This window comes from Nocardia sp. NPDC003345 (genome assembly GCF_053589395.1).
Genome location: NZ_JBSFRU010000287.1, coordinates 1 through 8,595, shown reverse-complemented (window position 1 = coordinate 8,595; position 8,595 = coordinate 1). Strand labels below are relative to the sequence as shown.

The window sequence follows — 8,595 nt, the reverse complement described above, 5'->3', positions numbered from 1 at the left end:
CCTTTGAGGGCCTCGCTGAACTCGGCGCCGAGGGAGTGGCCCATTCTGTGGACGAGCCTGGTTGGAATCGAAACCAGTGGTGACTCGGGTGCCCGGGACGTGCGGTGCGTAGTGCGGGGTCGCGTTCGCGGAGGTCTTGCTAGACCTATCCCCCTCACCTACCCCGGAACTCCGAGGCGTAGTCCGGAACCCCCGATCCGTTGCGCAGTTGCTGCCGGCCCCGTCCGACTGTCCGCAGGGCGCCGCCGAGGGTGTCTTCGAATTCGGCGAGTTTGCTGTCGACGTAGTGGTCGCAGTCGGCGCGCATCCGGTCGGCGTCGGCGTGGGCGGTGTCGATGAGCCGGGCCGATTCGGCGTGTGCGGCGCGGACCACTTCGGTGTCTTCCACCAGGCGCCGCTGTTCGGCCTGGCCGTCGGCGACCGAGCGGTCGAAGGCGGCTTTTCCGGCTTCGACCATCCGGTCGGCTTCGACGCGGGCCCGGCCGGTGACGGCTTCGTGTTCGGCTTTGGCGTCGGCGACCAGCCGTTCGGCCTCGGCGGTGGCGGTGTCGACCAGCCGGTCTGCGTGGGCGGTGGCTTCCGACACCATGCGGTCGGCGTGGGCTTTGGCTTCGGCCAGGATGCGGTCGGCTTCGGCGCGGGCGTCGGCGACGGTGTTGGTGGCCTGTTCGTCGGCGGTTCGGACGGTTTCCTCGGCCAGTCCGCGGGCGTCGTCGACGATCTTGTCGCGGTGGTCGAGCACATCCTGTGCGTCGTCGATCTCGGCCGGCAACGCGTCGCGTACATCGTCGAGCAGGTCGAGGGTGTCCGGACGCGGGACGATGCAGTTGCGCGTCGCGGGGATCCCGCGTGCTTCCTCGACGATGGCGACCAGTTCGTCGAGCGCCTCGAATACCCGGTACATGCTCACTGTCCTCCTGCTGACGATCGGCGAATATCACGCCGTTCCCAGTGTGCCCCGGCCCGGTGGCTGTGCCGAACCTACTTTCGGTGTGTCGCCGGTTCGGCGTGATTTCGGCGATTCCGGACAATCAACTGGAGACCGCTACTCCGCTTGGTGTTAGATTCATAGAACGGCCCGTCGCACCACGGCGGGACGGATATCCCTTGCCCGATCGGAACCGCCCATGACCATCCTGCAGTTGCCCTCCTCCCGGGCACTGGATACCGCGGATCTGGATCTCGAATGGCCGGAGCAGTTCGTGCGCGGCGCCTGGCGGCAGCGGTTGCTGCGATACCTGCGCGGCGACCGCGCCTTCCCGCAGTTGATCCGGTTCGCGCTGGTGGGCGGGCTGAGCAATATCTCCTATGTCCTGCTGTTCCTGAGCCTCACGGGGGCCGGAACGCTGCTGGCCAATATCGCGGGGTCGGTGGTCAGCACCATTCTGGCCAATGAACTGCATCGCCGGCTCACCTTCCACGCGGCCGAGCGGGTCGGCTGGTTCACCGCGCAGTGGGAGGGCGGCGGCCTGGCGCTGCTCGGCCTCGGTATCAGTACGGCGGCGCTGGCCACGCTGGAGGTGCTGGAGCCGGATCTGGCCGAACCGGCCCAGGCGGCGGCGGTGCTGGCGATCAGCGCGGCGGTCGGCGGCCTGCGTTTCCTGGCGCTGCGCGGCCTGGTGTTCCGCCCGCTGCGCCGGGTGCGGGAGGTCACCGCGCAGCGGGAGCGGGTGGGATCAGCCCGCGCGCTCGGCGAGCCGGTCGAGTAGCCGTTTGTGCACCAGCGGCGGCAGCATATCGCTGACATCGCCGCCGAACGCGGCCACTTCCTTGACCAGGGAGCTGGACAGATAACTGAAGGCCGGGTTGGTGGCGATGAAGAAGGTGTCGACTCCGGAGAGCTTCTTGTTCATCTGTGCCATCTGGAGTTCGTAGCCGAAATCCCCGGCGTCGCGCAGCCCCTTGACGATGGCCGTGATGCCCTGTTCCCGGGCGAAATCGACCGTCAGCCCGTCCCAGGACGCGACCCGTATGTTCGGCAGATCCGCGGTGGCGTCGCGCAGCAACTCGATCCGTTCGTCGATCGAGAACATGCCCTGTTTCTTCTTGTTGACATTCACGGTGATCACGACTTCGTCGAACTGTTCGGCGACCCGCCGGAACACGTCGAGATGGCCGTTGGTCACCGGATCGAACGAACCGGGGCACATAGCTTTTGCCATGATCAGACGCTAGCAGGTTCGCCGGATCCGGCCGGTTCCCCGCCCGGGTACACGGCGGACTCGATCCGCGTCTCCCCGTACCGGCGGGCACGGCCCGCCTCGAATCCCGCGGGCCACGCGATCTCGGCCGAACGGGCGGACCGCTCGATCAGCAGCAGCGCGTCCGCGGCGAGCCAGCCGTGCGCCGCGAGCGCCACCAGATCGGCTCGCACGGCGTCGGTGGGCAGATCGTAGGGCGGATCGGCGAAGACGAGGTCGAACGCGCCCGCGCCGCCGTGTGCCAGCACCTGCGTGACCGGGCCGGCGCGCACCTGCGCACCGGGGAGCCCGAGGTCGGCGATGTTGGCGCGCAGTACCGCGGCCGCGCGCCGGTCGGATTCGACCAGCAGCGCGGCTTCGGCTCCGCGCGATAACGCCTCGAGCCCGAGGGCACCCGATCCGGCGTAGAGGTCGAGCACCCGGGCGCCGTCGAGGTCCATCCGGGATTCGATCGAGGAGAACAGCGCCTCCCGCACCCGGTCCGAGGTCGGCCGGGTCCCGGCGGGCGGCACCCGCAGGCGCCGCCCACCCGCCCGGCCGGCGACGATCCGGGTCATTCGGATTCGCGCTCGGTCAGCTCGACCAGCAGGTCACCGCCTTCCACCTGCTGCACCTGGGTGATGGCGACCCGTCCGATGACACCGCCGCGAGGTGCGGTGATGGCGGCTTCCATCTTCATGGCTTCGATGGTGCCGATGGTGTCGCCGTGGGTGACGGTATCGCCCTCGGCGACCGTGAGGGTGACGACACCGGCGAAGGGCGCGGCGATGTGATGCGGGTTGGCACGGTCGGCCTTCTCGGCTGCCGGGATCTCGCTGGCGATGGACCGATCGCGTACCGATACCGGCCGCAGCTGGCCGTTGAGAATGCACATGACGGTGCGCATACCGCGTTCGTCGGGTTCGGAGATCGCCTCGAGCCCGATGAGCAGGATGACGCCCTTCTCCAGCTGGACGCGATGTTCCTCACCGTGGCGCAACCCGTAGAAGAACTGGTTCGCCGACAGCCCGGTGGTATCGCCGTACTTCTCCCGGTGGGCCAGGAATTCCGCGGTGGGCGCGGGGAACAGCAGCCGGTTCAGGGTGGCGCGCCGCTGTTCGGAGGTGCCGGCCAGGCCGGTTTCGTCCGCCTCGGTCAGCGGGGTTTCCGGTTTCGCGGCGCTGCGCCCGGCGAGGGCCTTCTCCCGGAACGGTTCCGGCCAGCCACCCGCGGGGGTGCCGAGTTCACCGCGCAGGAAACCGATCACCGAATCCGGGATGTCGTAGCGACCCGGGTCGGCGGCGAAATCCTCGATCTCGATCCCGGAACCCACCAGCGACAACGCCAGGTCCCCGACGACCTTCGACGACGGGGTGACCTTGATGAGCCGGCCGAGCAGCCGGTCCGCGGCCGCGTATTTCGCCTCCACCTCTTCGAACCGGTCCCCCAGTCCCAGGGCGATGGCCTGCTGCCGCAGGTTCGACAGCTGACCGCCGGGGATCTCGTGGGTGTAGACGCGTCCGGTGGGCGCGGGCAGCCCCGACTCGAATGGCGCGTACACCTTGCGCAGCGCCTCCCAATACGGCTCGAGGTCGCAGACATTCGCCAGGTTCAGCCCGGTATCGAATTCGCTGTGCGCGGCCGCCGCCACGATCGCGGAGAGGGCGGGCTGGCTGGTGGTCCCGGCCATCGCCGCCGCCGCGCCGTCCACCGCGTCCGCCCCGGCCTGCCAGGCCGCGAGATAGGTGGCGAGCTGGCCGCCCGGGGTGTCGTGGGTGTGCACATGGACCGGCAGGTCGAAATTGCTGCGCAGTGCGGTGACCAGTTTCGCCGCGGCCGGAGCCCGCAGCAGTCCGGCCATATCCTTGATCGCCAGCACATGCGCGCCCGCGTCCACGATCTGCTCGGCGAGCTTCAGGTAGTAGTCGAGGGTGTAGAGCTTCTCGTCCGGGTTCGTGAGATCACCGGTGTAGCTGAGCGCCACTTCGGCGATCGCGGTACCGGTCTCGCGTACCGCGTCGATCGCCGGTCGCATCTGGTCCACGTTGTTGAGTGCGTCGAAGATCCGGAAGATATCGATCCCGGTCTCGGTCGCTTCCGCCACGAACGCCCGGGTGACCCGCTCCGGGTACGGCGTGTAACCGACGGTGTTGCGACCCCGCAGCAGCATCTGCAGGCAGATATTCGGCACCGCCTCGCGCAACGCGGCCAGCCGCTCCCACGGATCCTCGTACAGGAACCGCAGCGCCACATCGTAGGTCGCCCCGCCCCAGCATTCGATCGACAGCAGTTCCGGGGTCAGCCGGGCCACATGCCCGGCCACATCGAGAAGGCCGTTGGTTCGCACCCGCGTCGCCAGCAGCGACTGATGGGCGTCGCGGAAGGTCGTATCGGTGACCCCGACCGCCTTCTGCTCGCGCAACGCGCGCGCGAAGCCCTCCGGGCCCAGCGTCAGCAGTTTCTGCCGCGACCCGTCGGGCGGCGGCACCGACAGATCGATCGCCGGCAACTTGTCGTGCGGATAGACCGCTGTCGGCCGCGCGCCGTGCGGTTTGTTCACCGTCACATCGGCCAGGTAGTTCAGGATCTTGGTGCCACGGTCGGCGGGTTCGCGGGTGGCGAGCAGTTCCGGCCGTTCGTCGATGAAGGAGGTGGTGATCCGGCCGGCGGTGAAATCGTCGTCGTCGAGCACCGCCAGCAGGAACGGGATATTGGTGGTGACGCCGCGGATCCGGAATTCCATCAGCGCGCGCCTGGCCCGGGCCACTGCGGTCGGGAAATCCCGGCCTCGGCAGGTGAGCTTCACCAGCATGGAATCGAAGTAGGCGCCGATCTCGGCACCCAGATTCGCACCGCCGTCGAGCCGGATCCCGGCGCCGCCGGGGGTGCGGTAGGCGGTGATCCGGCCGGTATCGGGGCGGAACCCGTTGGCCGGGTCCTCGGTGGTGATCCGGCACTGCATCGCCGCACCTCGAATCGCCACCTTGTCCTGGCTCAATCCCAGATCCGCCAGGCTCTCCCCGGCCGCGATCCGCAACTGCGACTGCACCAGGTCCACATCGGTGATCTCCTCGGTCACCGTATGTTCCACCTGGATCCGCGGATTCATTTCGATGAAGACGTGATTACCGCGTTCGTCCAGCAGGAACTCCACTGTCCCCGCGCAGCTGTACCCGATCTGCCGGGCGAACGCGACCGCGTCGGCGCAGATCCGGTCCCGCAGTTCGGGGTCGAGATTCGGCGCGGGCGCCAGCTCGATCACCTTCTGGTGCCGTCGCTGCAGCGAACAGTCGCGCTCGAACAGATGCATGACCTCGCCCTGGGTGTCGGCCAGGATCTGCACCTCGATATGGCGCGGATTCACCACCGCCTGTTCCAGGAACACGGTGGGATCGCCGAACGCCGACTCCGCCTCCCGCGAGGCCGCCTCGATCGCCTCCCGCAACCCCGACGGCTCCGCGACCCGGCGCATACCGCGGCCGCCGCCACCGGCGACCGCCTTCACGAATACCGGGAACTCCATCGACTCCGATGCCGCCAGCAATTCCTCGACATCCGCGGACGGCGCGCTCGAATCCAGCACCGGCAGCCCGGCCTCGCGGGCCGCCGCGATCGCGCGCGCCTTGTTACCTGCCAGTTCGAGGACCTCCGACGAGGGGCCGATGAAGGTGATCCCCTCGCGTGCGCAGGCGGCGGCCAGATCCGGATTCTCCGACAGGAATCCGTACCCCGGGTAGATCGCGTCCGCGCCCGCGGTCTTCGCGGCCTCGATGATGGCCTCCACCGAGAGGTACGCGCGAACCGGATGCCCCTGTTCGCCGATCTCGTATGCCTCGTCGGCCTTCAGGCGATGGACCGAATTGCGGTCTTCGTGCGGGAAGACGGCAACCGTCCCGATACCGAGCTCGTACGCCGCGCGGAAGGCTCGGATGGCGATTTCGCCGCGGTTGGCAACCAAGACTTTCGAGAACATTGGACAAACGTACCCGGCTCTTCGCCCGCCATCGACAGCGAAGCCCATTTGGCAGGATCTTCACATTCCCCTATGGCAACGATGCGAAGTCTTGTTCATCGCACCGTCACAACTCACCATCCGCCACCGCGGCCTGTGCGTATCGTCCGGATTCACGAATTCCACGCATCGGTCGGGCCCGGCCGATCTTGCGAAGGTATGCGAATCGCGCCCGGCCGGCACCTCCCGGCCGCACTGGGCCGGCCGGCGGCCGCACGTTATCGTGGTACCCGCAGCTGGTCCGCCGGCCGGACGAACAGGAGCCCCGAACGTCCGCCCCGGCGCCGAAGCCCGCACCACGCGGGTGAGAGGGAATCCGGTGGGAATCCGGAACTGTCCCGCAGCGGTGAGCAGGAACGACCGCCGTCATGAGCACTGGGCGCGATGCCCGGGAAGCGACGGCCAGTAGGTCGGCCGAACAGGCCGGTGCCCGCGAGTCCGAAGACCTGCCGGTTGTACCGGGTACGCCGTACCCGGTGGCCACCGCCTCGTGGATTGGGCGCCGCCACCTGTGCTGACTGTTCCGAACCGGTTCCGCCGGTCCGGCCGGGGTCTCATCGGTGCCGTGCGTCCGCGAAAAGGCGAAGGCCGCCGACACTTCAGCACTGGAGAACACCGTGACTGTTATCCCGCACAGCCCGTTCACCGCGACGGTTCTCGGCCTTCCCCGGGTGGGGCCCCGCCGGGAACTCAAACGCGCCACCGAGTCGTATTGGGCCGGGCGTATCGGCGCCGATGAGCTGCACGAGACCGGCCGTACGCTGCGCCGCGATCAGTACGCCGAACTGCAGGCCGCCGGCCTGGACTCCGTCCCGGTCGGCACCTTCTCCTACTACGACCAGATGCTCGACGCGGCGGTGCTGCTCGGGGCACTGCCACCGCGGGTCGCCGGTATCGCCGACCCGCTGGACCGCTATTTCGCCGCGGCCCGCGGCAACGATTCGGTCGAACCGCTGGAGATGACCAAATGGTTCGACACCAACTACCACTACCTGGTCCCCGAGATCGGCCCCGGCACCACCTTCACTCTGAACCCGGACGAAGTCCTCGCCCAGCTGCGTGAAGCGATCGAACTCGGTGTCGCGGCGCGTCCCGTCGTCATCGGCCCGGTCACGTTCCTGAAGCTCGCCAAGACCTCCGGCGGCGCCGGGCTGGACCGGGTGGACGAACTCGTCCCGCTGTACCAGGAGCTCCTGCGGCTGCTGGCCGAAGCCGGCGCGGGCTGGGTCCAGCTCGACGAACCGTCGCTGGTCACCGATCTCACCGATGACGAACTGGAGATCGTCCGCCGCGTCTACACCGAGCTGACCGCGCCGGCCGACCGGCCCGCGATCCTGGTCGCCACCTACTTCGGGCACCCCGGCCCGGCGCTGGCCGCGCTGGCCGCTACCGACGTCGAGGGCATCGCGGTCGACCTGGTCGCCGGCACCGACGTGTCCGAAGTTGCCGCGGTTCCGGCGCTGGCCGGGAAACTGCTGGTCGCGGGGGTCGTGGACGGTCGCAACGTCTGGCGCACCGATCTGGACAAAGCGCTGTCGACGCTGGCCGGCCTGCTGGGTTCGGCGAAATCGCTGGCGGTCTCCACGTCCTGCTCGCTGCTGCACGTGCCGTACTCGCTGGCGGTGGAGACGCAACTCGACGACGCCCTGCGGTCCTGGCTGGCGTTCGGCGCCGAGAAGGTCGCCGAGGTGCGGGTCCTGGCCACGGGCCTGAACTCGGGCACCGAGGCCGTCGCCCCGGAGCTCGAGCAGGCTCGGGCCGCCGCCGCGAGCCGCCGTGCCGATCCGCGGATCAGCAACGGCCAGGTACGGGCGCGGCTGGCCGCGCTGGGCCCGGATGCCATCCGGCGTGCCCCGGCCGAGGAACGCCGGACGCTGCAGCAGAATCGCCTGCAATTGCCCCCGCTGCCGACCACCACGATCGGCTCCTACCCGCAGACTTCGGCCATTCGGCTGGCTCGCGCCGCCCTGCGCAAGGGCGAGATCGACCGGGCCGAATACGACCGGCGGATGCAGGCGGAGATCACCGAGGTGATCGCCCTGCAGGAGAAGCTCGATATCGACGTCCTGGTGCACGGCGAACCCGAACGCAACGATATGGTCCAGTACTTCGCCGAACAGCTCGACGGTTTCGCCGCCACCGAACTGGGCTGGGTGCAGTCCTACGGCACCCGCTGCGTGCGCCCGCCGATCCTGTTCGGCGATGTCACCCGGCCCGCGCCGATGACCGTCGACTGGATCACCTTCGCGCAATCGCTCACCGATAAGCCGGTGAAAGGCATGCTGACCGGCCCGGTGACCATCCTGGCCTGGTCGTTCGTCCGCGACGACCAGCCGCTGGGAGATTCGGCGAAACAGGTCGCCCTGGCGATCCGGGACGAGACCGTGGACCTGCAGAACGCCG

6 protein-coding genes and 1 riboswitch are annotated in these 8,595 nt (G+C 68.8%); of the genes, 2 read left to right on the top strand and 4 right to left on the bottom strand.

From position 1 onward, the window contains the following. Nucleotides 1–154: 154 nt before the first annotated feature. Nucleotides 155–904: a DivIVA domain-containing protein gene (locus ACWDU1_RS25125; protein WP_450002082.1), complete on the bottom strand. Its 750-nt coding sequence runs from the start codon at nt 902–904 to the stop codon at nt 155–157. 223 nt (nt 905–1,127) lie between these two features. Between ACWDU1_RS25125 and ACWDU1_RS25120 the strand changes: the two genes are divergently transcribed. Next, complete coding sequence (locus ACWDU1_RS25120) at nt 1,128–1,709, top strand: GtrA family protein (protein ID WP_450002080.1); 582 nt, start codon at nt 1,128–1,130, stop codon at nt 1,707–1,709. On the opposite strand, the gene coaD is transcribed toward ACWDU1_RS25120, so the two are convergent. From coaD to ACWDU1_RS25105, 3 genes are read right to left on the bottom strand one after another with little or no spacing between them, the layout of a single operon-like run. After that, complete coding sequence (gene coaD / locus ACWDU1_RS25115) at nt 1,677–2,162, bottom strand: pantetheine-phosphate adenylyltransferase (protein WP_450002078.1); 486 nt, start codon at nt 2,160–2,162, stop codon at nt 1,677–1,679. The genes ACWDU1_RS25120 and coaD overlap by 33 nt on opposite strands. A 2-nt stretch (nt 2,163–2,164) precedes the next feature. Further along, the gene (gene rsmD / locus ACWDU1_RS25110) at nt 2,165–2,758 is read right to left on the bottom strand and encodes a 16S rRNA (guanine(966)-N(2))-methyltransferase RsmD (RefSeq protein WP_450002076.1); all 594 of its coding nucleotides are present in this window, start codon (nt 2,756–2,758) and stop codon (nt 2,165–2,167) included. Next, nucleotides 2,755–6,153 carry a pyruvate carboxylase gene (locus ACWDU1_RS25105; RefSeq protein ID WP_450002074.1) on the bottom strand — a complete coding sequence of 1,133 codons (3,399 nt, stop codon included), beginning with the start codon at nt 6,151–6,153 and terminating at the stop codon, nt 2,755–2,757. The genes rsmD and ACWDU1_RS25105 overlap by 4 nt, the downstream gene beginning before the upstream one ends. Before the next feature lie 348 nt (nt 6,154–6,501). Then, nucleotides 6,502–6,640, top strand: a riboswitch (cobalamin riboswitch). A 169-nt stretch (nt 6,641–6,809) separates the two neighbouring features. Here ACWDU1_RS25105 and metE point away from each other — a divergent pair. After that, nucleotides 6,810–8,595 (top strand): 5-methyltetrahydropteroyltriglutamate--homocysteine S-methyltransferase (metE, locus tag ACWDU1_RS25100; RefSeq protein ID WP_450002072.1); only part of this gene is annotated, 1,786 nt, incomplete at its 3' end.

Bases quoted from the DNA above. Each gene is read 5' to 3' on its own strand.
- ACWDU1_RS25125 (WP_450002082.1), bottom strand. From the start codon at position 904: ATGTACCGGGTATTCGAGGCGCTCGACGAACTGGTCGCCATCGTCGAG.
- ACWDU1_RS25120 (WP_450002080.1), top strand. From the start codon at position 1,128: ATGACCATCCTGCAGTTGCCCTCCTCCCGGGCACTGGATACCGCGGAT.
- coaD (WP_450002078.1), bottom strand. From the start codon at position 2,162: ATGGCAAAAGCTATGTGCCCCGGTTCGTTCGATCCGGTGACCAACGGC.
- rsmD (WP_450002076.1), bottom strand. From the start codon at position 2,758: ATGACCCGGATCGTCGCCGGCCGGGCGGGTGGGCGGCGCCTGCGGGTG.
- ACWDU1_RS25105 (WP_450002074.1), bottom strand. From the start codon at position 6,153: ATGTTCTCGAAAGTCTTGGTTGCCAACCGCGGCGAAATCGCCATCCGA.